This is a genomic window from Microbacterium sp. 4-7 (genome assembly GCF_014332665.1).
In the GTDB taxonomy this organism is placed as follows: Bacteria; Actinomycetota; Actinomycetes; order Actinomycetales; family Microbacteriaceae; genus Microbacterium.
This window is the reverse complement of sequence record NZ_MCRH01000001.1, coordinates 550,136-574,762: the sequence shown is the minus strand read 5'-3', so window position 1 is coordinate 574,762 and position 24,627 is coordinate 550,136. Positions and strand designations below refer to the sequence as shown.

Annotated in this window: 27 protein-coding genes and 1 tRNA gene; 12 read left to right on the top strand and 16 right to left on the bottom strand. The window is 68.8% G+C overall.

Going from position 1 to position 24,627, the window contains the following annotated elements; genetic code table 11:
- Window position 1: 1 nt before the first annotated feature.
- Both BEP68_RS02690 and BEP68_RS02685 read right to left on the bottom strand, forming a co-directional pair.
- Window positions 2-532: an FHA domain-containing protein gene (locus BEP68_RS02690; RefSeq protein ID WP_053098272.1), complete on the bottom strand. Its 531-nt coding sequence runs from the start codon at window positions 530-532 to the stop codon at window positions 2-4.
- Window positions 529-1,257, bottom strand: a complete 729-nt coding sequence (locus BEP68_RS02685; RefSeq protein WP_187249148.1) for an FhaA domain-containing protein — start codon at window positions 1,255-1,257, stop codon at window positions 529-531. The genes BEP68_RS02690 and BEP68_RS02685 overlap by 4 nt, the downstream gene beginning before the upstream one ends.
- Before the next feature lie 271 nt (window positions 1,258-1,528).
- On the opposite strand from BEP68_RS02685, the gene BEP68_RS02680 reads away from it, so the two are divergent.
- Window positions 1,529-1,611 (top strand) — tRNA-Leu (locus BEP68_RS02680).
- Window positions 1,612-1,697: 86 nt separating this feature from the next.
- Here BEP68_RS02680 and BEP68_RS02675 read toward each other — a convergent pair.
- Window positions 1,698-2,111 (bottom strand): hypothetical protein, encoded by a 414-nt coding sequence (locus tag BEP68_RS02675; protein WP_187249147.1) that lies wholly within the window; start codon window positions 2,109-2,111, stop codon window positions 1,698-1,700.
- 160 nt (window positions 2,112-2,271) lie between these two features.
- On the opposite strand from BEP68_RS02675, the gene BEP68_RS02670 reads away from it, so the two are divergent.
- The 4 genes from BEP68_RS02670 to BEP68_RS18045 all read left to right on the top strand — a co-directional run bounded on the left by BEP68_RS02670 (window position 2,272) and on the right by BEP68_RS18045 (window position 7,589).
- Entirely contained in the window at window positions 2,272-2,565 is a 294-nt protein-coding gene (locus BEP68_RS02670) for a hypothetical protein (RefSeq protein WP_053098275.1), read from the top strand.
- Between the two features lies 1 nt (window position 2,566).
- Window positions 2,567-2,908 carry a hypothetical protein gene (locus BEP68_RS02665; protein WP_187249146.1) on the top strand — a complete coding sequence of 114 codons (342 nt, stop codon included), beginning with the start codon at window positions 2,567-2,569 and terminating at the stop codon, window positions 2,906-2,908.
- A gap of 127 nt (window positions 2,909-3,035) precedes the next feature.
- Complete coding sequence (locus BEP68_RS02660; protein ID WP_187249145.1) at window positions 3,036-4,415, top strand: LCP family protein; 1,380 nt, start codon at window positions 3,036-3,038, stop codon at window positions 4,413-4,415.
- Window positions 4,416-4,547: 132 nt separating this feature from the next.
- On the top strand, window positions 4,548-7,589 hold the full coding sequence (locus tag BEP68_RS18045) for a hypothetical protein (RefSeq protein WP_222839072.1): 3,042 nt from the start codon (window positions 4,548-4,550) through the stop codon (window positions 7,587-7,589).
- Between the two features lie 6 nt (window positions 7,590-7,595).
- Here the strand turns inward: BEP68_RS18045 and BEP68_RS02650 are convergent, their stop codons facing one another.
- A complete protein-coding gene (locus BEP68_RS02650) occupies window positions 7,596-7,904 on the bottom strand; it encodes a winged helix-turn-helix domain-containing protein (protein WP_187249144.1) in 309 nt (102 codons plus the stop codon).
- Complete coding sequence (locus BEP68_RS02645; RefSeq protein ID WP_187249143.1) at window positions 7,901-8,347, bottom strand: hypothetical protein; 447 nt, start codon at window positions 8,345-8,347, stop codon at window positions 7,901-7,903. Before BEP68_RS02645 ends, BEP68_RS02650 begins: the two co-directional genes overlap by 4 nt.
- Before the next feature lie 103 nt (window positions 8,348-8,450).
- On the opposite strand from BEP68_RS02645, the gene BEP68_RS02640 reads away from it, so the two are divergent.
- Window positions 8,451-9,248, top strand: a complete 798-nt coding sequence (locus tag BEP68_RS02640; protein ID WP_187249142.1) for a siderophore-interacting protein — start codon at window positions 8,451-8,453, stop codon at window positions 9,246-9,248.
- Between the two features lie 14 nt (window positions 9,249-9,262).
- On the opposite strand, the gene BEP68_RS02635 is transcribed toward BEP68_RS02640, so the two are convergent.
- Entirely contained in the window at window positions 9,263-10,252 is a 990-nt protein-coding gene (locus BEP68_RS02635) for an aldo/keto reductase (RefSeq protein WP_187249141.1), read from the bottom strand.
- Between the two features lie 69 nt (window positions 10,253-10,321).
- A complete protein-coding gene (locus BEP68_RS02630) occupies window positions 10,322-10,735 on the bottom strand; it encodes a hypothetical protein (RefSeq protein ID WP_187249140.1) in 414 nt (137 codons plus the stop codon).
- A gap of 188 nt (window positions 10,736-10,923) precedes the next feature.
- Here BEP68_RS02630 and BEP68_RS02625 point away from each other — a divergent pair, with 188 nt between their 5' ends.
- The 3 genes from BEP68_RS02625 (at window position 10,924) to arr (ending at window position 11,950) form a co-directional block, all read left to right on the top strand.
- Window positions 10,924-11,160 (top strand): hypothetical protein, encoded by a 237-nt coding sequence (locus BEP68_RS02625; RefSeq protein WP_053098280.1) that lies wholly within the window; start codon window positions 10,924-10,926, stop codon window positions 11,158-11,160.
- Complete coding sequence (locus tag BEP68_RS02620; protein WP_053098281.1) at window positions 11,157-11,411, top strand: hypothetical protein; 255 nt, start codon at window positions 11,157-11,159, stop codon at window positions 11,409-11,411. Before BEP68_RS02625 ends, BEP68_RS02620 begins: the two co-directional genes overlap by 4 nt.
- A gap of 128 nt (window positions 11,412-11,539) precedes the next feature.
- The gene (gene arr, locus BEP68_RS02615) at window positions 11,540-11,950 is read left to right on the top strand and encodes an NAD(+)--rifampin ADP-ribosyltransferase (protein ID WP_187249139.1); all 411 of its coding nucleotides are present in this window, start codon (window positions 11,540-11,542) and stop codon (window positions 11,948-11,950) included.
- 18 nt (window positions 11,951-11,968) lie between these two features.
- On the opposite strand, the gene BEP68_RS02610 is transcribed toward arr, so the two are convergent.
- From BEP68_RS02610 to BEP68_RS02580, 7 genes are all read right to left on the bottom strand, one after another.
- Entirely contained in the window at window positions 11,969-12,730 is a 762-nt protein-coding gene (locus BEP68_RS02610) for a Pr6Pr family membrane protein (RefSeq protein ID WP_187249138.1), read from the bottom strand.
- 40 nt (window positions 12,731-12,770) lie between these two features.
- Window positions 12,771-13,730, bottom strand: coding sequence for a sugar kinase (locus BEP68_RS02605; protein WP_315985258.1), 960 nt, complete (start codon window positions 13,728-13,730; stop codon window positions 12,771-12,773).
- Window positions 13,727-14,380 (bottom strand): bifunctional 4-hydroxy-2-oxoglutarate aldolase/2-dehydro-3-deoxy-phosphogluconate aldolase, encoded by a 654-nt coding sequence (locus BEP68_RS02600; protein WP_187249137.1) that lies wholly within the window; start codon window positions 14,378-14,380, stop codon window positions 13,727-13,729. Before BEP68_RS02600 ends, BEP68_RS02605 begins: the two co-directional genes overlap by 4 nt.
- Window positions 14,370-15,596 (bottom strand): D-mannonate dehydratase ManD, encoded by a 1,227-nt coding sequence (gene manD / locus BEP68_RS02595; RefSeq protein ID WP_053098284.1) that lies wholly within the window; start codon window positions 15,594-15,596, stop codon window positions 14,370-14,372. The genes BEP68_RS02600 and manD overlap by 11 nt, the downstream gene beginning before the upstream one ends.
- 84 nt (window positions 15,597-15,680) lie before the next feature.
- Window positions 15,681-17,072, bottom strand: a complete 1,392-nt coding sequence (locus tag BEP68_RS02590) for an MFS transporter (RefSeq protein ID WP_053098285.1) — start codon at window positions 17,070-17,072, stop codon at window positions 15,681-15,683.
- A gap of 59 nt (window positions 17,073-17,131) precedes the next feature.
- Complete coding sequence (locus BEP68_RS02585; RefSeq protein ID WP_053098286.1) at window positions 17,132-18,136, bottom strand: L-idonate 5-dehydrogenase; 1,005 nt, start codon at window positions 18,134-18,136, stop codon at window positions 17,132-17,134.
- Window positions 18,133-19,665 (bottom strand): mannitol dehydrogenase family protein, encoded by a 1,533-nt coding sequence (locus BEP68_RS02580; protein ID WP_315985257.1) that lies wholly within the window; start codon window positions 19,663-19,665, stop codon window positions 18,133-18,135. Before BEP68_RS02580 ends, BEP68_RS02585 begins: the two co-directional genes overlap by 4 nt.
- A 152-nt stretch (window positions 19,666-19,817) precedes the next feature.
- On the opposite strand from BEP68_RS02580, the gene BEP68_RS02575 reads away from it, so the two are divergent.
- Window positions 19,818-20,789, top strand: a complete 972-nt coding sequence (locus tag BEP68_RS02575) for a LacI family DNA-binding transcriptional regulator (protein ID WP_053098288.1) — start codon at window positions 19,818-19,820, stop codon at window positions 20,787-20,789.
- Window positions 20,790-20,844: 55 nt separating this feature from the next.
- Here BEP68_RS02575 and BEP68_RS02570 read toward each other — a convergent pair whose 3' ends face one another.
- Window positions 20,845-21,471, bottom strand: coding sequence for a response regulator transcription factor (locus BEP68_RS02570; RefSeq protein ID WP_187249135.1), 627 nt, complete (start codon window positions 21,469-21,471; stop codon window positions 20,845-20,847).
- Complete coding sequence (locus BEP68_RS02565; RefSeq protein ID WP_187249134.1) at window positions 21,468-22,652, bottom strand: sensor histidine kinase; 1,185 nt, start codon at window positions 22,650-22,652, stop codon at window positions 21,468-21,470. Before BEP68_RS02565 ends, BEP68_RS02570 begins: the two co-directional genes overlap by 4 nt.
- 163 nt (window positions 22,653-22,815) lie before the next feature.
- On the opposite strand from BEP68_RS02565, the gene BEP68_RS02560 reads away from it, so the two are divergent.
- Window positions 22,816-23,886, top strand: coding sequence for an ABC transporter permease (locus BEP68_RS02560; RefSeq protein ID WP_053098291.1), 1,071 nt, complete (start codon window positions 22,816-22,818; stop codon window positions 23,884-23,886).
- Entirely contained in the window at window positions 23,883-24,563 is a 681-nt protein-coding gene (locus tag BEP68_RS02555; RefSeq protein ID WP_187249133.1) for an ABC transporter ATP-binding protein, read from the top strand. Before BEP68_RS02560 ends, BEP68_RS02555 begins: the two co-directional genes overlap by 4 nt.
- Window positions 24,564-24,627: the final 64 nt, after the last annotated feature.

Genomic DNA, 24,627 nt, shown 5'->3' with positions numbered 1-24,627 from the left:
GTCAGGCTCGCAGCTCGAAGGTCGTGGCGCCCACCTTGATGGGGGTGCCGAGGGCGAGGGCGACGGGACCGCCGGTCACGCGCTGGCCGGCGACGAAGGTGCCGTTGGTCGAGTCGAGGTCCTGGATGGCCCAGCTGTCGCCGCGGAGCATCAGACGTGCGTGGTGACTGGACGTGTAGTCGTCGCGGATCACGAGGGCGGATTCGCTGGAGCGTCCGATCGTCAACGTCTCGTTGCCGAGGGGGAGCTCGAGCCCCGCCTTCGGACCGGAGGTGATGACGAGCCGCTTGGCCGTCGCGACCGTGGCGGGACCGGTGCTGGGCTTCGACGACGCGGGGCGCGAGGCCGGGGCGGATGCGGGCGACTGCGTCGGAGCGGGAGTCGCCGCGGCGACCTCGGCCGGGAGCTTGCGGACCTTCATGCCGAACAGATCGGCGCGCAGCGAGTAGACCACGCCGAACACGAAGAACCACAGCAGCAGCAGGAAGCCCACGCGCAGCAGCAGCAGGACGAGTTCACTGGGTGTGCTCACGAGATGGCCCCGAACGCGCGGGTCGCGTCGTCGTCGCGCGGCCGGGGCGGGCGCGACGGGGTGGCGACGGGAACGATGCGGAACACCAGGTCGGTGCGTCCGATGGTCAGGGTGGTGTCGGAGGGAAGGGCGGCTTCGCGCACCTTCTGGCCGTCGACCTTGGTGCCATTCGTCGAGCCGAGATCGCGCATCATGGCGCGCTCTCCGTCCCAGAGGACCTCGACGTGCTTGCGGCTGGATCCGGCGTCGGCGATCGTGATGTCGGCATCCGTTCCGCGGCCGATGACGGTGCGTGCGCGGGTGAGCGAGTGGCGACGCCCGTCGACGTCGATCACGGCCTGCCACTCGACGCGCCCCTCGACGGTTCCTGAGTTGACGTTGACCGTGCCGGTCGCGATCTTGTCGTCACCGTCAAGCGAGATCGAGAGCGGGCCGGAGAAGCTGTAACCCTGCGACTTCGCGTGCTTGGTGAGAAGCGCGTGCAGTTCGTCGGTGAGGGCTCCGCCGAGCGCCTGCATGCGCTCGGCGTCGTCGGTGCTGAGGCGCACGACGAAGTTATTGGGCGCGATGATGCGGTCCCTGCTCACCACAGCCGCTTTGGTGTCCGCTTCGCGCCGAAGGGCGGAAGCGATCTCCACGGGCTGGATGCCGCTGCGGAAGGTCTTCGCGAAGGCGCTGTTCACAGCGCGCTCGAGACCCTTCTCAAAGCTGTCAAGTAGTCCCACTGGGCTCCTCTGGCATGCCGACCGGTAGGCACATCGTAGCGAGGTGTGCTGGGTGAACGCCCTCGCGAGGCGGGAAAACGCCGAGATTCCGGGGGAGTGGGGGAGTGGGATGCGCCGGATGCAGGAGCTCGGCACGTCTGCAGGACCGAAGAACATCCTCTCGTCCGGCATCCGTGCCCGACTCCTGCAGACCGCGGCGGCGCCGGTTTCATCGATGGGCGAAACGCGTGATATCTTTGGGAAGTTGAGTTCTTCGGAGCCCGACATACTCGCGCGAGTGGCGGAATGGTAGACGCGCTGGCTTCAGGTGCCAGTGTCCTTATGGACGTGGGGGTTCAAGTCCCCCCTCGCGCACAGCGAGCAGTGAATGAGAGACAGGCCCGGTTCCTTTCGAGGAAGCCGGGCCTTTCTCATGCATCGGCAGAGGTGTCGGCGGGGCCTCAGCCTCGGATCGTCCGCCGAGCGGCTTCGAAGCGCACCCAGTCGTGGTCGGATGCCGGCGTCAGCTCCCACTCCTCGACGGGGCCGCTCTCCCATGCCGTCGCTGCCACTGCACCACCGGCATCGGTGAGATCCGTCACCACGGCGGCATCGAGCCGGCCTCCGGCGAGCAGCTTGTCCTGCGACGCCTTCTTCACCCGACCCCACCACTCAGCCTCAGGTGTCGCGGTGAGCACCTCGCCCTTCTTCAGGACGGCGGCGACGGCGTCGGTGCCACTGTCGGCGGAGTCGTCGACGACGAGAACGGGCGGGCGCTTCACGCCCAACGCCGCCATCACGGCTTCGCCGAGGGAGTCGTAGGCGCCGGTGCTCGCACGCCGGCCGTCGAGGGTGTGCTCGATGTGGAAGCTCATGGATGAAGGCTACTCACGGTGTGCGGCCGACGCGCCGAAACTCCTCACTTATTTTGAATGACTAAAAATAAGATACGGTGGGGAGACGACGTGGTGCCGGGGTTGCAGCCCCGGCACCACTGTCCGTGATACACCACCATCCCTGACTGAGGAGGCTCGCATGAGTCACGAACACGCCCCAGAGTACCCACGCCAGACGCCCTCCATGGAGAAGTCCCTCGGACGGGAGGGGCGCGAGCGCATCATCCGCCAGGCGCTCGAGCGCATCGACGGGGCGCCCGCGCCGACGGTCGACATGATGCAGGCGGCGATGGGGACGGAGTCACAGATCCGCCTCGTGCACGATGTCATCCGCGCCTACCTCGACGAGCACCGGTTCACCGACACGAAGGACTGGGCTCAGAGCCTTCGCGAACGATCGTCGCGCAGCGATCAGAAGGCGGAGGCGGTCTGAGATGCGAATCGACTCGATCATGCCTCTCTCCCTGTCTGCTTTCGCACAGCACGAGGCCGTCCAGCGCATCACACCCGCCGACCTGCTCGCCACTCCTCCTCGACTGACCGACTCGGGTCATTTCGTCGGGCGGGTGGACTCGGGTGGTCTCGGCAGCCCGCGCTACTTCGTCGGGGAGTACCGCGACGGGGCGATGCCGAGCGCGCTCGTGCTCGAGTACGGCGCCGCGTCCGCCGGCGACGGGCGAGCGACCCGGGTGTGGAGCCTGGCCGACCGGCGGGGCACCACGCCCGACTACCGCCTCATCCACGACGACTCCTCCCGGGGGTATGTCACGGTGTGAGCGACCGGGCTCACAGCACCCTCGCAGGACTCGCCGCCTCCACGTGTTGGCGCTCAGGCCCCACTCGTGATGGTGTGAGCAGGTGAGATCGCCAGCTTCCCCCCACAGCGACGACCAGAACGACGTCATGTCAGGCTCCGAACCCGCGTCTCGACCACGTCGTCGGCGCGGTCGAGTGATCGGCTGGATCAGCGTCGCCGTCGTGGCCGCCCTTGTCGCCGTGGGCGCCATCGCCTACGGGCAGCTGCAGGGCAACGTCACCACGGCGCCCATCCGCTCGGACGACGGTGAGAGCGAGCCCGAGCTCGCGACGGGCGATCTGAACATCCTGCTGCTCGGGTCCGATTCCCGGGCGCTCGAGTCCGAGGGCTTCGGCGAAGACGACGGCACCGAGCGCAGCGACGCGATGGTGATCGCTCACATCTCGAGTGACAACACCCGCATCGACGCCGTGCAGCTTCCGCGCGACACCGTCGGCGACCTGCCGGCGTGCGACGACAACGGGCGCGGGTCGTATGGCGGCGGCTGGGGCATGCTGAACTCGGCACTGCAGTATGGCCCGGCCTGCTCCGTCGCGGCGGTCGAGCAGCTGACCGGTCTCGCGATAGACCACTTCGTGCAGATGGACTTCGAGGGATTCATCGGCATGGTCGACGCGATGGGCGGCATCGATGTGTGCCTGCCGGAGCCGCTGCAGGACGGGCACGCACGCCTCGACCTGCCCGCCGGCCCCCAGTCGATCAACGGCGACCAGGCGCTCGCACTCGCTCGCACGCGCCATGCGCTCGCCCAGGAGAGCGACATCGCCCGCCTCGGGCACCAGCAGATGGTGCTCTCGGCGATCGTGCAGAAGGCCACCAAGTCCGCCGTGCTCGTGCGCCCCGACCGGCTCTACGCGTTCCTCGATGCCGTGACCTCGTCGATGACCGTCGACCCCGGTCTCGGAGCCCTGACCGATCTCGCCGGCCTCGCCGCGCGGGTCGCGAATGTTCCGCTCAGCAGCGTCACATTCCTCACCATGCCGACGACCGAGGCCCCGGAGGACCCCAATCGCGTCGTGCCGACCGCGGACGCCGACGTCATCTTCCGGGCGCTGATCGACGACGTGCCGATCGTGCTCACCACCGACGAGGTGCAGCCCGAGGCGCCGGTGCGCACCGCGCCCGTGCAGATCCTCAACGGTGCCGGTGTCAGCGGTCTGGCGTCCCGCGTCTCCGATGACGCGACGGGCTACGGATACACCGTAGCCGGCATCGCCAATGCCGACCCGGTCGACCTCACGACCATCACGGCCGCAGACACCCCTGACGCCCAGCAGACGGCGCAGGCGCTCGCCGCAGAGCTCGGCATCCAGGTCGTCGTCCAGGTCGGAGACGTCGACGGCGTGCAGCTGCTGCTCGGCGCCGACTACGAAGCGCTCACCTCGCAGCCCCGCGCCACCCCGGTGCCACCGCGGCCGGTGGATGCGGTGAACCGCAGCGCCGACACCGACCTCTGCGCCGCCTGAGGCGCGCCCCGGGGCCGCACTCGATGCGACGCGGAAAGAGGCATCGACCGATATATCGAACCACCATTCGGTTGCCTCATCTCGGTAGGGTGGGCTGCACTCGCCCCTATCCCCAGGACGAAGTGGAGCTTCATGAGACAGCGCACGTTCGTCCGAGCCGCCTTCGTGGCTGTGCTCCTCGTCGTGGCGGGAGCGCTCGTCGCCCCGATGGCGGCCACTGCAGCGGGCGAGGCGACACTGTCGCTGTTCAAGCGGATCGAGAACCTCGACAGCGGATCGAGCGTCGGTGATCGATCCCTGTGGGATGTGCAGGCCGTCAACGTCGACACCGGCGAGACGTTCCGCGGGCAGGGGCTCAACGGCATCCAGAGCATGAAGATCCCGCCGGGAACGTACGAGATCTCCGAGATCGTGCGGGAGGACACCCCCGGCGGCTACCGCTTCGTCGAGTGGGAGTGCGGCGGCAGTGTGACGAATGAGCCGGTGCGCACCATCACCCTCACAGCAGACCAGCAGCTCACCTGCACCGTCGAGAACGAGGCGATCGAACCGACACTGACCCTGATCAAAGAGGTCGTCGGCGGCAGCGCGGATCCGTCACTGTGGACGCTGCAGGCGCAGGGGCCGATGAACATTCGAGGCCCCGGGAACTCGGATGCCGTGACAGCGCAGCGGGTGCGCATCGGCCAGTACCAGCTGAGTGAGAGCGGGGGACCGTCCGGATACACCGCGAGCGACTGGACGTGCACCGCGACGACGCTCGCCGGCACGTCCACCCCTCTGCCCGTCGACGCATCGGGACGGATCGACATCGACCTCGACCAATCAGTGACCTGCACCATCCGCAACACGGGATCGGTGCCGCGGCTCACGCTGGTCAAGGAGGTCGACGGACCCGCCGGAGTGCCCCTCGACGAGCCCACCGAATGGACTCTGTCAGCTGCCGGGCCCACCCCGCATTCGGGTGTGACCGGGTCAGCGGACGTGAGTCACGTCGCTGTGGAACCGGGAACGTACACGCTGTCTGAATCCGGTCCGGGTGGATACACGGCGGGCGAGTGGGAGTGCGTCGACCTCGCGACCGAGCCCGCCACTCCGTTGGCCGTCTCGGCGGGTCAGCTCACGATCGAGGGTGACGAGGACGTGCGCTGCACGATCGTGAACGCGTTCGAGGGCGGGTGGCTGACGCTGGTCAAGACCGTCGACGGACCGCAGCCTCCTCAGGCCTGGACACTCTCGGCGGACGACGGGGCGGAGCGCATCGAGGGCGTCGTCGGCACCGCATCCGTCACGAACGAGCCGGTCGGTGCGGGAACCTACGATCTCTCCGAAGCGGGCCCCACCGAGGGGTACACGACCGCGGGATGGCAGTGCACCAACTCCACGGAATTCGTCGACGAGGTCACGATCGCCGAGGGCGACGAGGTCACCTGCACGATCGAGAACGTCTCGCAGACCTCGCACCTCACGCTGGTGAAGGATGTCGTGAACACCGGCGGGGGAACGCTCGGTCCGGGTGACTGGACGCTGAGCGCAGCGGGGGCGGTGGACTCGGTGTCGGGTGCGAGCGGCACGCCCGCTGTCAGCTATGCGGCGGTCGACCCGGGCACCTACGAGCTCGGCGAGTCCAGCACCGCGGTCGACGCAGGGCTCTATGTGCCGAGCGAGTGGGCGTGCGTCGATGAGGAGACCGGTGGCCCAGCGGTCATGCCCACGGCGACGTCCGTCACGATCGACGGAAGCGAAGACTCGGTCGTCTGCACGATCACGAACACCTGGACGCAGTCGACCATCACCCTGCAGAAGCGTGTGAGCGCCGCGTTCGGAACGCCGCCTCTGCCGAGCGAATGGGTGCTGCAAGCATCATCCGGCGCGACGACGGTCGCGGGTCAGGCAGGGTCGCCGAGCGTCACCCGCATCCCGATCACCGCCGATCAGACCTGGTCGCTGTCAGAGGTGTCGGGTCCTGACGGCTTCGAGCAGCTCGGCTGGTCGTGCTTCGGTGCGACCGCTCGCGACGGCCAGGTCACCATCCCCGGGGGTCGTGACGTGGTCTGCGAAGTGCTGAACAACGCCATCACTCCCCAGATAACGCTCGTGAAGGAGATCGACGACACGGCTGGCGGAACGGCCTCGGTGAGGGACTTCGTGCTGAAGACGCGTGGACCCGGCAACGCGGCCTTCGCCGGCGAGAGCGGCACGGATGCGGTGACCGGCCTCTTCACCCCGCCGGGTGAGTACGTGTTCAGCGAGGACGGTCCGGCGGGATACGACGTCTCGTGGTCCTGTGTCGGAGCCGATTTTGAGGAGTCGACCGAGAAGGCGATCCTCGGCTACGGCGACGAGGCCGTCTGCACGGCCCTCAACGTCGCAATCGCCCCGTCGCTGAGTCTCGTGAAGAGGGTCGAAGGTGGTGACGCCGATCCCGAGCTCTGGACTGTGCGCGCCGACGGACCCGCCGACCTCGAGGGACTCGGGTCGGTCGATCGCACCGAGGTGTCCACCGGCGTCTACGCTCTCTCCGAAGCATCGGACGACGGCGCGGCGAGCGACTACTCGGCGGGTGAGTGGGTGTGCGAGGGCGAAGGGTTCCCCGGGGTGGGCGGCGTCCGGCAGACCGGCGACGGCACTGCGGAGCTGACCCTGCCTCTCGCGGTCGACGTCACGTGCACGATCGTCAACGTCTTCGACGAGTCGCCGACTCCTACCCCTACGCCTACTCCTACGCCGACTCCTACGCCTACGCCTACGCCTACGCCTACGCCTACGCCTACGCCTACGCCTACGCCTACGCCTACTCCGACCCCGACTCCGACGCCTACGCCGACCCCGACCCCGACGCCTACGCCGACTCCGACCCCGACTCCTACGCCGACCCCGACTCCTGACCCGACCGCGTCCCCTGACCCGACCGAGTCTCCTGACCCGACCGAGTCTCCTGACCCGACCGAGTCCCCTGACCCGACCGAGCCTCCTGGGCCGGTGGATCCGACGCCACCCGACCAGGGAGGATCCGGTGGTGGACTTCCGGGCACGGGCGGTGACGGGACGCTCGCATTGGCAGTGGGCGGTGCTGCGCTGCTCGTGGTCGCGGGTGGCATCGCGCTCATGGTGGTGTCGCGTCGCCGGGCAGCAGGCCGGGAGAGCGACGAGCACGACCTGCTCAGCGACTAGTCGTGACTAGTCGTGCGCGGTGTACGACGGGTCCGCGACCGCTGCCAGTCGTCGAAGTTCGTCGACATGCGACCGGAACGCCCGGCGTCCTGCCGGAGTGAGTGAGAGGAGAGTGCGCTGACGCCCGTTCCGCGTGATCTTCACGATGTGGAGGTAGCCGACCTGCTCGAGTGCCTTCGCGTGCTTCGACAGCACGGAGTCGGACACGTTCAGCCGGTCGCGGAGGAAGGAGAACTCCGCGTCATCGACGGGCGCGAGCAAGCCACACAGCTCCAGGCGCGCGACGGCGTGGATCGCAGGATCGAGTCCACTCATGACGCGGCTTTCATCCGCATCTGTCGGCGCCAGACGTGCATCCAGAGGAAGCCGAGGGCGCTGACGGCGATGCACGCGATCGCGCCCGCGGCGACGTTCATCCACAGTTCTGCCGCAAGGTACGACCACATCGCGGTCGCGGCGAGCACCACCAGCATCAGGGAAGTGACCCACAACGTCGCGCCACCCGTGTAGCCCGACACCCACCAGCCGTGAGTGCGGCGCCACCAGGCGATGAAGAGGGGGAGGGCGAGGACGAAAGCGAGTGCGACCACCATCGCCCAGGGCTGCGGGAATCCCTGCGACGCGATGAAGACTCCAGCGCCGGCACCCAGCGCCACGTGATACCAGCCCTCGCCCCGGGGTGCGTCGGCGTATGACGTGGCGACGGCGTCGAGACGAGCCAGTGCATCGGCGTGGGACTCGGTCGGTTCGTTTTCCATAGTGGAAACTTAGCGTTCGCTTTCCATATTGGCAAGTGGGCCGGGGCACCGAACAGGACCGGCAGACTGGAGAGGACTTCCTTCCTCTTCGTCAGGAGACGCAATGCCGGAACAGCCTCGCCGAACCCCCAGCCAAGCCGTGCTCAACGTGCAGCAGGTCGAGCAGGTCAGCCCCGACCTCGTGCGCATCACGGCCGGAGGCGACGGGTACGAGGCCTTCACCGACAACGTCTACACCGACAAGTACGTCAAGATCCTGTTCGCCGAGCCTCGCCACGGGCTCACCCCTCCCTACGATCTCGCTCAGCTGCGGGAGCACAGCCCCGAGAAGCTGCCCACTCCGCGCACATACACGGTGCGAGCAGCGGATGCCGAGCGTCAGCGTCTCGTCATCGACTTCGTCGTGCATGGCGATGAGGGTGTCGCCGGTCCGTGGGCTCGACGTGCACAGGTCGGGGACACGCTGGTCGTCAGCGGCGCGGGCGGCGGCTACCTGCCCGAGCCCGGAGCGCCGTGGCATCTGCTCATCGGCGACCACACCGCGCTCCCGGCGATCTCGTCAGCCGTCGAGGCGATGGACTCGGATGCCGTCGGGCACGTCATCCTCACCGTCGCCGACCCCGCCGATCGCATCCTTCCCGATGCTCCGTCGGGAGTGACAGTGCGATGGACTGAGTCCGATGACGAGCTGCTGGCCGTCCTCGCGGAGCTGGCCTGGTCGGACGGGCACCCCGGTGTGTTCGCGCACGGGGAGCGCGGAACCATCAAGGCCGTTCGGGCCCTGCTGAAGCAGCGCGAGGTGCCGAGAGAGTCGTTGTCGATCTCCGCCTACTGGGCGAGAGGCCGCGCGGAAGACCAGTTCCAGGCCGAGAAGCGGGAGCCCATCGGTCAGATCGAGTAGGCGCCGAAGCGCGGTCAGAAGCCCTCGGGATCCCGCGGCGTGTAGGCACCCTCCAGCTCGGCGAGCTCGGCGGCCTCGAGTCGGATGCTGACGGCTGCGACCGCATCGTCGATGTGAACGGCCTTGGTCGCGCCGACGATCGGGGCGGTCACCGCCGACTGCTGCGCGACCCACGCGAGTGCGATCTGCGCCCGGGAGACGCCGCGTCCCTCGGCGACGCGAGCCACCGCATCCACGATCGCCCGATTCGACTCCTCTTCGCGGCGGTAGAGCGTCGCGCCGAAGGCATCGGTCGCCGTGCGCGTGGTCGCCTCGTTCCAGTCCCGCGTGAGCCTGCCGCGCGCCAGCGGCGACCAGGGCAGCACGCCGACGCCCGAGTCGAGGCAGAACGGATGCATCTCCCGCTCCTCCTCGCGCTGCAGCAGGTTGTACTGATCCTGCATCGAGACGAAGCGCGTCCAGCCGTTCTGCGCAGCGACACCCTGGGCCTTGGCGAACTGCCACGCCCACATCGATGATGCGCCGATGTAGCGAGCCTTGCCCGAGCGGACGACGTCGTGCAGCGCCTCCATGGTCTCTTCGATCGGCGTCTCGGGGTCCCACCGGTGGATCTGGTAAAGATCGACATACTCGGTGCCGAGGCGCGTCAAGCTCGCGTCGATGCCCGACAGGATGTGCCCGCGGCTGAGTCCGGCCTGATTCGCGCCCGGGCCCATGCGCCCGTGCACCTTCGTCGCGAGCACGATCTCGTCGCGGCGCGCGAAGTCCTTGAGTGCACGGCCGACGAATTCCTCGCTCGTGCCGTCGGAGTACACGTCGGCGGTGTCGAACGTCGTGATTCCTGCCTCGAGAGCCTGCGCGATCAGCGGGCGGCTCGCTTCCTCATCGAGCGACCATCCGTGTGCGCCGCGGTCCGGTGCGCCGAAGCTCATGCATCCGAGCACCACCTTCGAGATCTTCACTCCGGAACGGCCGAGCCTGACGCTGTCTGCTGTGTCGAGCATCCGAGATCTCCCTCGAGTCGTGGTCTGCGATCGATGCTCTCACGGTCACGCGCGGTGCGGGGTCGTCGGTCACAGGAAGACGCGGAGGTAGTCGCCGATCTTCTCGCCGCTGTCTTCGGGGACGACCTCGACGCTGAGTCGGGCGCGCACGCCGGCGGTCTCGACCTCGATCGGCATCGCCCCGCATCCCATGACCGGCCCGTTCTCGACGCCGTCGATCACCAGGCAGACCCTTCCGAGCCCGCTCTCGTCACTCGCCTCGACGGCGTAGAAAGTGTGCCCTTCGGAGTCCTCGCCGAGCAGGCGCGCCGTGTCGGGGACCACCGTCGCGATCTGGTCGGACGTGACCGAATCAGGCAGGCGGGCGGATTCGCCGCTGGCGAGAAGGTCGACCGTCGGAGCGTTGACGCAGCCGGCCAGAAGCGCGACCGCCCCGAGCGCGAGAGCCGCGCTCACCAGTGGACGGAGGCGCGAGCGGTTCATGACCACACCATAGGGGCGACCGGGTGTCGACACAATCGAGCAGCCCGCCGAATCGGCTCGGCCTGTGACGTCACCCGTCGGGATCGGGGTGGGAATGATCCTCGCCCTCCGCCGGGCTGTCAACCGCCCTGCGCTCGCCGCGGATCGGACGCATCATGAGAGTTCGGACACCAACCCTGGAGGGCATCATGTCGAACATCGACGCTTTCGCGAACAGCTTCCCGCCGGACATGCCCGGCATCCCCCGAGTCGACGACTTCTCGGACGGCACCTTCCCCACCGATACCGACCAGCCCGAGACCCAGGGCGACGACCCGGTCGACGCCGAGCTGGGCGACGACGGACAGGGAGACCTGGCTCCGGAAGACGAGGGTCTGCAGCACAGCGGAGACGCGCCGACCGACCTGCGGGACGGCACCGAGTGAGCGGCCGCGGCGAGGAGTCCGGTCAGGATCTCGGCGGTGCAGAACCCTCCGAGGAGGGGATCGCCGCGCTGATCGAAGACCGCAACGCGGACGACCCCGACCAGGTCGGAGAGACTCCCGCCGGAAACGCTGGCGCCGACTCGGGCGGTTCCGGTGCGGTGCGCGTCGACCCGTCGTCGGAGTCATCCGTGCAGGACGAGTCCATCCACAACGACGAACCGGGTATCGGAACGCGACGCTCGGGCGACTGACCGTCGCCATCTGTGCGACGACCGCAGTGAAGGAGATCTCTCTCGACGAAGGGTGAGCCGTCGGCATCCGTCCTTCGTACTGCGAGATCTCCTTCCCTGCGTGTGCGCGCAGTCATAGGATGCTGCGGGTGAGCGACGCACTGGATGACGGCCCCTTCTTCCACGGCACCAAGGCAGACCTGCGACCGGGCGACCTGCTGACCGCGGGTCATCCGTCGAACTACCGGCCCGAGATCGTGATGAACCACATCTACTTCACCGCCGTGGCCGACGGTGCGGGACTCGCCGCCGAACTCGCGCCGGGTGATCGCGAGCCGCGGGTCTACGAGGTCGAGCCGACCGGGGACTTCGAGAACGACCCGAATGTGACCGACAAGAAGTTCCCCGGCAATCCGACCCGTTCCTATCGCAGCGCGGAGCCGCTGAGGGTCGTCCGCGAGGTGCTCGACTGGACCCGCCTCTCGGCCGAGGCGCTCGCCGCATGGCGCGAACGGCTCGCGGCGCTGCACGCCGACGACCGCGCGGAGATCATCAACTGAGCGCCGGCGCGGGGCGTCTCAGTGCCGGACCAACCGCCGGGCGAGCGATCCGAGGACGCGGTCGATGATGACGAAGACGAAGCCGACCGCGACGAGAGCGACCGTGAGGGCGATGATCCACTGAGCGACGCCCGCGACCCCGAGCACGTCGACATCCATGAACGGGTAGGGATACGCCTGTCCCGGTGTGAACTCGCCGCCGAGCGCACCGTAGACGAAAGCCCAGGTCAGATACACGTAGGGGAGCAGTGTCCACAGCAGAGGATCGATCCACCGGAACGATCCCTTCGGCACGAAGACCAGCCAGTCGACGATCACCAGCACGGGCGTGATGATGTGGATCAGGTTGTCGGTGAGTGAGAAGATCTCGGCGTCGCCGTCGGCGAACCTCGAGGGAACGAGCACGATCAGGTAGATCAGCATGGTCACGGTGATCGCGAACATCACCGCTCCACTGCCGCGTGCGCTGGGCGTCGATGTGCCGAACCGTCCGCGCTGACGCAGATCGCCGACCGTGCGGACGAGGAGGAGCACCACCCACGCGAGACACAGGAGGTTGCTGACCATCGTGTAGAACAGCAGGGTCGTCCACGCCGGCTGACCGGTCAGGATGTCGGAGTGCCGGATGACACCGGTGAGGATGATGGCGAGCGCCACGACCCGGTAGACGAGTGCGGCCGGTCGGAAGTTCACCGCGGCGCGGGAGAACAACGGGGTGCGACGGGGCACGGACTCCGGGAGGGCGGAAGCCGTGGACAGGGAGGCGACGGCTTTGGACATCCTTCGAGGCTACGCGTCCTGAGGCGGCGTCAACGCCGATTCAGCGGCGCACCGGGTCGGAGCCGGCGTCGAGGAAGCGCTCGAGGTCGCGCAGAGTCGGTGCCGCCTCCCAGTCGCCGGGAACGAGGCAGGCCATGGCGCCGCAGGCATTCGCCCGGAGCAGGACCGCATCGACCGCCTGGCCGTCGAGCAGGGCGCTCAGATACCCGGCCACGAACGCATCGCCCGCACCGACCGTGTCGACCGGCTCGATCGTGAACCCCGGCGAGTCGACCACCGATCCGGCGGTGAGGACCGAGGCGCCGTCAGGTCCCTGCTTGAGCACGGTCGTCGCGCATCCGGCCTCCCGCAGGCGTTCCGCGGCATCCGCTGCCGAAGTGCCGGGATACAGGATGGCGAACTCCTCGTCGCCGCCGAAGACGATGTCGGCACGTTCCGCGAGTTCGCGCAGCACGGACCCGGCGACATCGGGCGACGCCAGCGCCGACCGGTAGTTGATGTCGAAGCTCACGATCGTTTCGGCTGCCCGAGCACGATCGATGGCTGAGTGGACGGCCGCCCGGGCCGTCTCGGACAGCAGCGGAGTGATCCCGGTGATGTGCAGGAGCGACGCGTCCTCGACCCACCCGTCGGGCAGGTCCTCCGGTCGCAGCCGTGATCCGGCTGACCCCGCACGGTAATAGTGCACCGCGGTGGATGCCGCAGACGGGCGCTCCTTCACCATGAGGCCGGTCGCGGCATCCGGGTCGACAATCGCGCGCACGTCGACGCCGTCACCGCGGATCTCTCGGACGATGCGCTCGCCGAGGGAGTCGTCGCCGACGCGGCCCAGCCATGAGGTCGCGACTCCGAGTCGCGCGAGTCCGATCGCGACGTTGCTCTCAGCACCGCCGATGCCGAACGCCAGCGAGTTCGCGTGACGCAGCGAGCCGATCTCGGTCGTGCGCACGAGCGCCATCGTCTCTCCGAGCGTGACGACGGACGGCGACGAGGTGGTCACTCGGCGCTCCGCGCGCAGACGTCGACGAATGACGCGGCGCGCTCCCGCAGTGCATGCAGGTCACCGCCGGCGAACGCGTCGCCGAGCAGCGGCCCGCCGACGCTCACCGCCACCGCACCGGCACGCAGCCATGCCTCGGCCCCGGCGAGGTCGACTCCCCCCGAGGGCACGGCGACGAGGTCGGGGAAAGGGCCGCGCAGATCCTTCAGGTACGCGGGTCCGACCTGCCCCGCGGGGAACACCTTCACCGCGGATGCCCCGGCAGACCACGAGGCGAACAGCTCGGTCGGCGTGAGTCCGCCCGGGACGATCGGCACACCGGCATCCGTCGCCTGTGTGACGAAGTCGCGCGAGGTGATCGGGGTCACGATGTAGGCCGCCCCCACCTCGATCGCCCGTGCCAGGTCCACGGCGTTCGTGACGGTGCCGATGCCGAGGTCGATCGTGTCGCCGAACCGCGCGAGCAGGTGCGGGAAGTGCTCGAACGTGCCCGGTGTGGTCAGCGTCAGCTCGACGCTGCGGATGCCGGCATCGACGAGCACGTCGAGCACGGCGTCGTAGTCCGCCGCCCGCTTCGCGCGGGCGACGACGATCAGGCGCGAGTCGACCGTTCGCGGGGGGAGGGCGACCCGTCGCACCTCACCAGTCATGGACGGTCCCGTCGAGCAGACGGTTCACCGGCAGGTACGCCTTGGTGTACTCGTGGCCCGCCGCGGCATCCTCGTCGAGGTCCACACCGAGACCGGGCTGGTCGCCGGGGTGCAGGAAGCCCTTGTCGAACGTGAACGAGGTCTGGAACACCTCGAGCGTCTGCTCGTTGTGCGGCATGTACTCCTGGATGCCGAAGTTGTGGATCGCCAGGTCGAGATGCAGTGCCGCGGCCATGCCGACCGGCGAGATGTCGGTCGGCCCGTGGATGCCGGACTTGATGCCGTAGATCGCGGCGAAGTCGAGCAGCTTCTTCATGGCCGTGATGCCACCGGTGTGGGTCACCGCCGAGCGCACGTAGTCGATCAGGCGCTCGGTGATGAGGGTCTGATAGTCGAAGACCGAGTTGAAGACCTCGCCGATCGCGAGCGGCGTCGTCGAGTGCTGACGCACGAGCCGCAGGGCGGTCTGATCTTCGCCGGGGGTGCAGTCCTCGAGCCAGAACAGGTCGTAGGGCTCGATGTCCTTCGCGAAGCGCGCGGCCTCGATCGGCGACATGCGGTGGTGTCCGTCGTGCAGGATGCGGAGGTCGGTGCCGAAGTCCTCCCGGATCTGCGAGAAGATCCCGGGCATGTGGTTGAGGTAGTTGCGGGTGTCCCAGGTCTCTTCGCTGGGGCGGTCGCCCGAGCGCTTGGCGGGCTCGTAGTCGTAGCGCACGCCGGGGCCCGCGGCAGAGACGCCGTAGATCTGCCCGAGGCCGGGAACACCGGTCTGCACGCGGACGGCGGTGAACCCGAGCTCCTCGTATCCGGTGATCGCGTTCTTCAGGGCGGCGTAGTCGGTGCCCGAGGCGTGCGCGTAGACGCGGACGCCCTCGCGGCTGGCGCCGCCGAGAAGCTGGTACAACGGCATCCCGGCCTTCTTCGCCTTGATGTCCCACAGTGCCATGTCGACCGCGGCGATGGCCGCCATGGTGACGGGTCCGCGACGCCAGTACGGGCCGCGGTAGAGGTACTGCCAGGTGTCTTCGATCCTGTCCTCATCGCGACCGATCAGCATCGAGGCGACGTGGTCGGACAGGTACGAGGCGACGGCGAGCTCGCGGCCGTTCAGAGTGGCGTCGCCCAGGCCGACGATGCCGTCGGAGGTCGTGATCTTGAGCGTGACGAAGTTGCGTCCGGGGCTGGTGATGTTGACGTCGACGATCTCGATGGTCATGTCGTTCTCTCCTGGAGGTGCGGAATGAGGTGTGGGGTGCGGGCGTTCGGGCGCCCGCACCCCTGGTCGTGAAGAGCGGTCCGATCAGATCGCGTCGCGCGGGTCCGTGAGGTCGCGGCCGGCGACCTCCGGCATCCAGATCGAGGCGATGAGCGCGCACAGCGTGAAGATGAACAGCATGATGATGATCGGGATGAAAGAGCCGGTGACGGCCGACACCCACGCGGCGGCGATGACGGGGCCCGCACCGGTCGCGACGATGGCGGCGATCTCGCGTGCCATGGCCGTGAACGTGTAGCGGTTGCGGGATCCGAAGAGCTCGGGGAGCGTGAGGTTCTCGAGCGACGCGAAGCTCATCACCGCGAGGTTGTGCAGCACCACGTAGCCGACGAACACCTGCACGGTGTCCTTGCTGCTGATCATGAGCATGGTCGGGACGATGATGATGAGCGCGATGATCGCCCACACCATGTACATGCGCTTGCGGCCGAAGCGATCGCCGAGCCAGCCCGACAAGGGCACCGTGATGAAGGCGACGAGCGACGAGACGATCACGGCGTTGACGCCGATCGAGCGGTCGAGCAGCAGCACGACGGTGATGTAGCTGATCAGATAGGTCTGGATCATGCCCGAGTTGCCGGCCTGGCCGAAGCGCAGCAGGAGCGCGATCGAGAACGCCTTCCAGGGCTTGCGGTTCATCGCCTCGAGCGTGCGGATGTCGTTGGTCTCGGTGGCGAGCTTCACGACCTCTTCACGCGAGAGCGCCTTGCCGTCGACGACGTCGTCGCGCTCTTCGAAGACCGGGGTCTCCTTGAGGTTGAAGCGCACCCAGATCGCGAAGAGCATGATGACGGCGCTGGCGATGAACGGGATGCGCCACGCCCAGGCGATGACCTCGTCTTCGCTGTACGCGACGAGCAGGATCGCCCAGATGCCCGAGGCGAGCAGGGTTCCGCAGTTCGTGCCCAGTGCGACGAGCGAGGCGATGATGCCTCGGCGCTTGGCGGGGGCGTACTCGGCGAGCATGACGCCCGCACCCGAGATCTCGGCTCCGGCTCCGAAGCCCTGCGCGATGCGGAGCAGCACGAGGAGGATCGGGGCGAGGACGCCCACCTGCGAGTAGGTCGGAAGGAATCCGATGAGGGTGGTCGCGAGACCCATGAGGAGGATCGTGTAGAAGAGGACCTTCGTGCGACCGGTCTTGTCGCCGAGGCGGGCGAAGAAGAATGCGCCGACCGGGCGGGCGACGTAGCCGACGCCGTAGGTGGCCATCGCGGCGACCACGGCCACGGCGGGGTTCTCGGACGAGAAGAACAGGTCGGCGAAGACGAGGGCGGCTGCCAGCGAGTAGAGCTGGTAGTCCATGAACTCGAGGGCCGTGCCGAGCCATCCGGAGATGGCGGCGCGCACGAGGTCGCGCACCGACCTCTTCGCGGCAGGATCGGCGACCGTGGCGGTCGTCTGCGGTTCGGACATGGGAGGTACTCCTTCGGACCAGGATCGGGTGGGGTGCGCGGGGAGCGCGGAGGGTGTTGCTAGAGGGCCAGCAGGACCTTCGCCGAGGCGGACGAGTCGCGAGCGAGTTCGAAGGCCTGGACGGCGTCGGATGCCGGGAGGACGTGCGAGATGACGGAGTCGAGGGCGTCGGACTCGGCCAGCAGCGCGACCGCGTCGTCGATCTCGGTCGAGAAGCGGAAGGCGCCGCGGATGGTGAGCTCCTTGGCGAGCATCGGCGCGAGGTTCACTCCGATGTCGGCGTTCGGCAGCATCCCGACCTGCACGATGGTGCCGACGCGGCGGGCGGCGCGCACCGCCTGGGTGAGGGCCACTCCGACGCCGGAGCATTCGAACACGATGTCGTAGGACTCGTTCTCGATGGTGTCGCGACCGACGAGCGAGACCTCGGTCGCGCCGAGGGACGTCGCGCGGTCGAGAGGCTCTTCACGCACGTCGCTCGCGCCGACCACCGCGGCGCCCGCGTGGAGTGCCGCAGCGACGACGAGGAGTCCGATGGGTCCCGCGCCGATCACGAGCACCCGCTTGCCGGTGATGTCTCCGGCGAGGCTCACGGCGTGGATCGCCACGGCCAGCGGCTCGGCGAGGGCTGCGCGCTCGAGCGGAAGGGATGCGGGGAGCACGCGCAGCATGTGGTCTTCGACGATCAGCAGCTCGGATGCCCCGCCCTGGCGGTGGGGGTTCGCGGCGGCGCTGCCGAAGTAGTCGCCGCCGGGACGCAGATGCGGGTGGCCTTCGAGCCCGGGGACCTCGGCGCCGTAGCGCGCGGGGTGCACGGTGACGGGGGTGCCGGGTTCCAGGCGGCCGGACGGGTCGAGGTCGACGACACCCGACAGCTCATGGCCGGGGGTGAGCGGCTCGCGGATCGTGTACTCGCCGTTCGCTCCGTGGAAGTAGTAGTGCAGGTCGGAGCCGCAGATGCCGACGAAGTTCACGCGGAGGCGGACCTCGCCGTCGCCGGGGGTCGGGACCTCGCGGTCCTCCCAGCGGATGTCTTCCTTGCCGTGGATGGCGAGAGCCTTCATGGCTGCAACTCCTCTGCGCGGGTGAGTGATGGTGTGGTGGTCGCCGATGCCGAGACGGCATCGGCGATCGCGGCGTCGACGCCGCGTCGCTGGATCGTGTCGACGAGCTCGCCGACGCGCGCGATGAACGCATCCTGTGATCCGAGTCCATCACCGAACAGGTGCAGCTCGCCGATCACGCGCTGTGCCAGCTCACGACCCGTGCGGGCGCTCGCCGCATAGCCGGCGAGACGCTCTCGGGCGCCGTCGGTCATCGCGGCGGCGTGCAGGCCGGGGTCGAATCCTGGAAGCGGGGCGATGCACGACAGGTATCCGGCGACCGTGAGGGCGATCAGGTGGGGCATCTCGCCGAGCCGCAGCGCCCGCAGGGCGGGCTCCGGGATGCGCTGGCGCAGCTTCACGGAGCCGTCCGTACCGACCTGGCTGGTGCGGTGACCCAGGGCGCTGTTGGCCCAGCGCTCGAACAGCTCGCTCTCGTAGGCGCGAAGGTCGACGCCGGACGGAACCTCGATCGAGGGCTCGTACTCGTCACGCAGCACGGCGCGCGCCGCGCTCTCGATGTCGTCGAGCCCGATGGCCTCGGGGATCGTCCCCACTCCGCTGAGCGCGCCGAGGTAGGCGATCAGCGAGTGCGTGCCGTTGAGCAGTCGCACCTTCATCTGCTCGTAGCGTCCGACCTCGTCGGTGAACACGGCACCGCCGGCCTCCCAGGCGGGGCGTCCGCCGGCGAAGCGGTCTTCGATCGCCCACATCGTGAACGGCTCGGCAGGCACCGGGATGTCGTCGCGGGCGCCGAGCAGGGTGTCGACGCGGGTGCGCAGCTCGGAGGTGGTCGCGGGCACGATGCGATCGACCATGCTCGAGGGGAACGACACGGCGCGGTCGAGGAAGGCGAGGGTGTCGGCGCCTTCGGATCCGGGCAGCTCGTGCAGGAACTCCCGGACGAGTTTCTCGGTGTGGGCGCCGTTGGCCGAGAGGTTGTCGCAGCTGAGGATCGAGATCGGCGCTCCACCGGCTGCGGCACGGGCCTGCAGGCCACGGGCGAGCTGGCCGATGGTCGAGCGGGCGGCGCCGCCCCGGAGGTCGGAGCGCACGGTGTCGTCGTCGAGGTCGAGATGCTGCGTGGCGGGGGAGTAGCTGTAGCCGTTCTCGGTGACGGTGAGGGTCACGATGCGGATGCCGGGGTCGGCGATCTGTGCGACGACGCGCTCGGGCTGCTCGGCGCCGACGAAGGCGTCGGCGTGCACACCGGGGATGGTGAGTGACGTGGTGCCCGGGGCGATGGTCGCGACCGTGTAGAGCATGTCCTGAGCGTGCATCGCGTCGACGATGGTGCGCGAACGCGAGGCGACGCCGACGATGCCCCAGTCGCCGCCCGCGGACTGCAGCGCGGCTGCCGTGTAGACGGCCTGGTGTGCCCGGTGGAAGCTGCCGAGGCCGAGGTGCAGGATGCCCGGGGCCGTCGGGGCGACCAGCGGGGATGCGGTGGCAGAGGTCGTGCGGCGCAGGGCCGGTGCTGGGATGCTCACGCGGTGGCTCCTTCGCTCGGGGCCGCGCACCGCTGAGGGTGATCGGCGTTGATCGTCATGCAAATCAGTGTGCAGTGTTTGTACAAACTTGTCAAGCAGTTTTACATCGAGGTGGAGGATCGTAGGATTGCCTGCGAGGGCGGGAGAACGACATGGCAGCGACGCTGACGGATGTGGCACGACGCGCAGGCGTGTCCATCGCGACCGCATCGCGTGCTTTCGGGGAGCCCGATCGTCTCGCCCCGAACACCCTCGGCCGCGTGCTCGAAGCGGCGGGGGAGCTCGGTTACGCGGCGTCGCAGTCGGCCACCGCCACGCGCACCTTCGGGGTCGTCGTGCCCGACGTCGCGAACCCCGTCTACGCCACTCTGCTCAAGGCGATCCAGGGGCAGGCATGGCACGGACGCCACCGCATCGTGCTCTTCGACGCCGACGAAGACCTGCGCCGCGAACGCGAGCAGATCGAGCAGGCCCGAAAGCTCGACGGCATGCTGCTGTGCTCACCACGTCTGCCCGACGCCGACGTGCTCGACCTCGTCGGAGACACCCCCTACGTGGTGGTCAACCGGCAGATCGACGGCGCACCGTGCGTGCTCATGGACACCGAGCACGGACCTGCCCAGGCGATCGAGCACCTCGCCGCCCTCGGGCACACGCACATCGCCTACGCCGCCGGTCCGCGCGGATCATGGGCCGATGTGCGCCGCGCCGACACCGTCGCGCGAGCGTGCGAGCGCCACGGCATCCGTCTCACCGGGCTCAGCCACCATGCCGCGTCCATTCAGGGTGGACGGGCCGCAGCCGCCCCGGCGGCGGCGAGTGGCGCCACGGCCGTCATCGCCTACAACGACCTCGTCGCCCTGGGACTCGAGGCCGGATTGCTCGAGCTGGGCAAGCGGTGCCCCGCCGACATCAGCATCGTCGGCATCGATGACATCGACCTCGCGGGTGCGGTCACCCCGGCGCTCACGACGGTGCGGATGCCGATCGAACGCAGTGGCGCGCTCGCCGTCGACCTGCTTCTGCAGGCGATGAACGGCACCGCGATCGACGACGTCGTGACCCTCGGGTCGCAGCTGATCGTGCGCGCGTCGACCGCTCCGCCGCTTGACGACTCCCGCTGAGTCGCCCACCGTCGCACCGTGTCCGACAGGTGGGTACCGCGGAGTGCGGCCCGTGTCAGCGGAGGATCCCCTTCCGGCGCGCCTCCGAGACCGCGGCGGTGCGTGAGGTGACATCGAGCTTCGAGAAGATGTGCGCGAGATGCGACTTCACGGTCGTCTCGCTGACGAAGAGCTGTTCTGCCACCTCGCTGTTCGAACGCCCTGCGGCGACGAGCTCGAGGACCTCGATCTCGCGGCTGCTGAGGCTGACGCGCGGCGCGCGCATGCGATCCAGCAGCCGGGAGGCGATCACCGGCGCGAGAGCACTCTCTCCGGCGGCCGCCGCGCGCACGGCGGCGGTCAGCTCGTGCGGCGGGGCGTCCTTCAGCAGGTAGCCGCTCGCACCGGCCTCGACGGCGCCGAGGATGTCGGCATCCGAGTCGTAGTTCGTGAGCACGAGCACGTAGGGCGGCGCTTCGAGCGCCCGGATGCGTCGCGTCGCATCCACCCCGGTGGTGGTTGTCTGAGACCCGAACTGGAGGTCCATCAACACCACGTCGGGATTCTCGCGCTCCGCGCAGGCGACCGCTTCATCAGGCGTTGCCGCCTCCGCGACCACCTCGAGATCCGGTTCCAGGCTGAACAGGGCATGGAGACCGGCTCGGACGATGGGGTGGTCGTCGGCGATCACGAGGCGGATCATGCGAACTCGGTGAGGGGGAGGTCGACGGTGAGCGTCGTTCCCCGCCCGGATGCCGTGTCGATCACGAGGCTTCCCCCGAGCTGCTCCACTCGCTCGGCGGTGGCGCGCAGACCGAACGAGTCGGACTTCTCAGCGGTCCCCGGCGCAGGGATCTCGGCGTCGAATCCGTCTCCGTCATCTTCGACCGTAAAGCGCAGGTGGTCGTTCTCGATGCCGATGGTGACCGTCGCCGTCGTCGCGTGAGCGTGCTGGATGACGTTGGCGATGGCTCCCTGCGTGATGCGCAGCAGCGCCGTCTGCAGGTGCATGGGCAGCACGACAGCGTCGGACACCCGCACCTGGACGTCGAGTCCCTGCGTCGCCCACTGCGTTCGCGCCAGTCGGCGCAGCGCCCCGCCGAGGGTCTGGTCGTCGAGCTGGGGTGGGGTCAGCTCACGGATGAATCGCCGAGCCTCGACGAGGTTCGCGGCGGCCGTCTCGCGCGCGAGCCGGATGTGCTCGATGCCCGGTCGGGTGTCATCGGCGCGTTCCGCGGCGTGCAGCAGCATCTGGATGCTGGAGAGTCCCTGCGCGAGTGTGTCGTGGATCTCGCGGGCGAGCCGGGCGCGCTCCGCGAGGACCCCCGACTCGTGTTCGCGCGCGGCGAGCTGTCCGCGGGTCGCCAGCAGTTCGCTGACCAGCGCCTCACGCTGCTGGGCCTCTCTCGCGAGGGCCTGGTAGCCGAGGCCGATCAGTAGGGCGACGCCGGCGCCGACGAACGGGCCGACCACGCCGCCGACGCTCCACCCGCCGTGGATGCCGAGGGCGCAGACGGCGACGATCGTCGTGGCCAGTATCGCCGCCGATCCCGCCCAGCGCCCCAGAAGGTGCAGGAACAGGAAGAACAGGGGGAACACGAGGTAGGCGGCGTCGGCGCTCACGCACAGCAGGCCCAACCACTCCGCCGAGAGAAGGGCGAGCCAGATCAGTGACGTGAGCCGTCGTCCGCGCGAGAGACGAGCGAGCAGCACACCCGACGCATACGTCGCGCCGACGATCAGCGCCAGGACGATCGCGGACGCGCTCGACTCCGACGGGTCGAGCACGGCCCGCGCGATGACGACCCCCGTCAGGGCGAAGAAGAGAACGTGGAGACCGGTCCGCAGACCCACGAACACCGGGGTCAGAGCGGTATGCGCCATGGCTCGAACTCTACGCCGACGAGCGCACCGCGGCATCGTCCGAAAGGACGATCGAGGCGTCCTCACTCCGGGCGCGAAAGGCTCGTCGAGCGGCCGATGACGTCGAATGGGCCGACGGCGAAAGTGGAATGGTCACCGCACCGGAGACAGGAAAGGCACCACAATGTTCGTCGCGTTACGCGATCTCCGCTTCGCCAAGGGGCGATTCATCCTCATCGGCTCCGTCGTCGCCCTCATCACCCTGCTCGTCGGGTTCCTCAGCGGACTGACGGGGGGACTCGCCATCCAGAACGTCTCGGGCGTGCTCGCGCTCCCCGCAGACCGCATCGTGTTCTCCGCACCGTCGGGCGGCGACGGTGCGGCCAGTTTCGCGGACTCCGCCATCACCGAGCAGCAGGCGAACGACTGGGCGCAGACGGCAGGGGTGACCGACGCGCGCCCCCTCGGCATCAGTCAGACCCGCGCCGAGACGGACGACACCCGGGCCGCGATCGCGGTGTTCGGTGTCGAACCCGGCTTCGACGCTGCCGCCCCCTCCGAGAACGGACGGCTGCGCCTGTCGGTGCCCGCGGCGGACGCGCTCGCCGCGAAGGTCGGCGAGCAGATCGAGATCGCGGGCGTCTCCTACGACGTCGAGTCGATCGAGGGAGATGCCTGGTACAGCCACACCCCGGTCGTGCAGATGACCCTGCAGGATTGGCAGGCGTACTCGGCATCCACCGGAAACCCTGACGCCTACGCCACGGTCCTCGCTGTCACGGGAGCCCCCGACTGGGATGCCGCGGATGCGGCGAACGACACGATCTCCGAGACGACGCTCGGATCGCTGACGGCACTCAGCGCCTTCCGCTCCGAGATCGGATCGCTCCTGCTCATGGTCGGCATGCTGTTCGGCATCTCGGGACTCGTCATCGGGGCGTTCTTCACCGTCTGGACGATGCAGCGCAAGGGCGATGTCGCCGTCCTCAAAGCGCTCGGCGCGAGCACGCGTTCCCTGATCCGAGACGCGTTGGGGCAGGCGCTGATCGTCCTGCTGGCGGGCATCGGCATCGGGCTGAGCCTGGTCACCGCGCTCGGCCTGCTCGCGGGCACCGCCCTCCCGTTCCTGCTGAGTCCTGTCACGACCATCCTTCCGGGCGGCATCATGATCGCCCTCGGCCTCGCAGGCGCCGCCTTCGCCCTGCGCTCCGTCACCTCCGCCGACCCTCTCACCGCCCTCGGGAGCAACCGATGATCCGCCTGAACGACATCACTCTGACCTTCCCCGACGGTGACTCGCGGGTGACCGCCGTGGACGGTGTCTCACTCACGGCTCACCCCGGAACCGTCACCGGCATCACGGGGCCCAGCGGCTCGGGAAAGTCCAGTCTGCTCGCCGTCGCCGGCACCCTCCTGCGTCCGGACTCCGGCGAGATCCTCATCGACGGGAACGACGTCACGGCGCTCAGTCCGGCCGAGGCGACGCGTCTGCGGCGGGACCGGATCGGGATCGTCTTCCAGCAGCCCAACCTCATCCCCTCTCTGACGGCCCGAGAGCAGCTGAGCGTCATGAACGAGCTCGGTGCGCCGCGCAGCCGCCGCCGCGATCGCGCCGCCGCGGCATCCCGTGCGGATGAGCTGCTCGCCGCGGTCGGCCTCGCCGAGCACGGTCACAAGAGGCCGCACCAGCTCTCCGGCGGACAGCGTCAGCGAGTCAACATCGCGCGAGCGCTCATGAACGATCCGAGCGTGCTCCTGGTCGACGAGCCCACCAGCGCTCTCGACCAGGAGCGCGGAGCGAAGATCATCGACCTCATCCTCCGACTCACCGATGAGCGCAACACCTCGACGCTGCTCGTCACCCATGACCTCGTGCACCTGCCGCGCATGCACGGGGTGCTGCACCTCGTGGACGGTCGCGTCACGCGGTAGGCGGACCCGGTGACCGGGTGAGATGGGTATGAGGCGATCCTGTGACCGCGGAGTACGCTCGCTC